This window comes from Bradyrhizobium sp. Kon56, assembly GCF_055807635.1.
Genome location: NZ_JBVVOU010000502.1, coordinates 1 through 257, shown reverse-complemented (window position 1 = coordinate 257; position 257 = coordinate 1). Strand labels below are relative to the sequence as shown.

1 pseudogene is annotated in these 257 nt (G+C 63.0%); it reads left to right on the top strand.

Annotated elements, in window-relative coordinates:
* A pseudogene (locus AC0L3B_RS39830) lies at positions 1–219 on the top strand (ABC transporter permease subunit); the annotation flags it as partial.
* Between the last annotated feature and the right edge of the window lie 38 nt (positions 220–257).

Below are 257 nucleotides of genomic sequence, written 5' to 3'. Positions count from 1 at the left end.
CTGACCCTGTTTACCAGCGCCTACCTGGCCGAGATCTGGCGCGGCTGCGTTGATTCCATTGCCCATGGGCAGTGGGAGGCATCGGCCAGCCTGGCGCTCAATCCCCTTGAACAACTGCGCTACGTGATACTGCCCCAAGCGCTGCGCATCGCCGTGGCACCGACCGTGGGGTTTTCGGTGCAGGTGGTCAAATGCACCGCCGTCACCTCGATCATCGGCTGTTCCTCATCACGTAGCGGCGGCCGATCCAGTTGAGC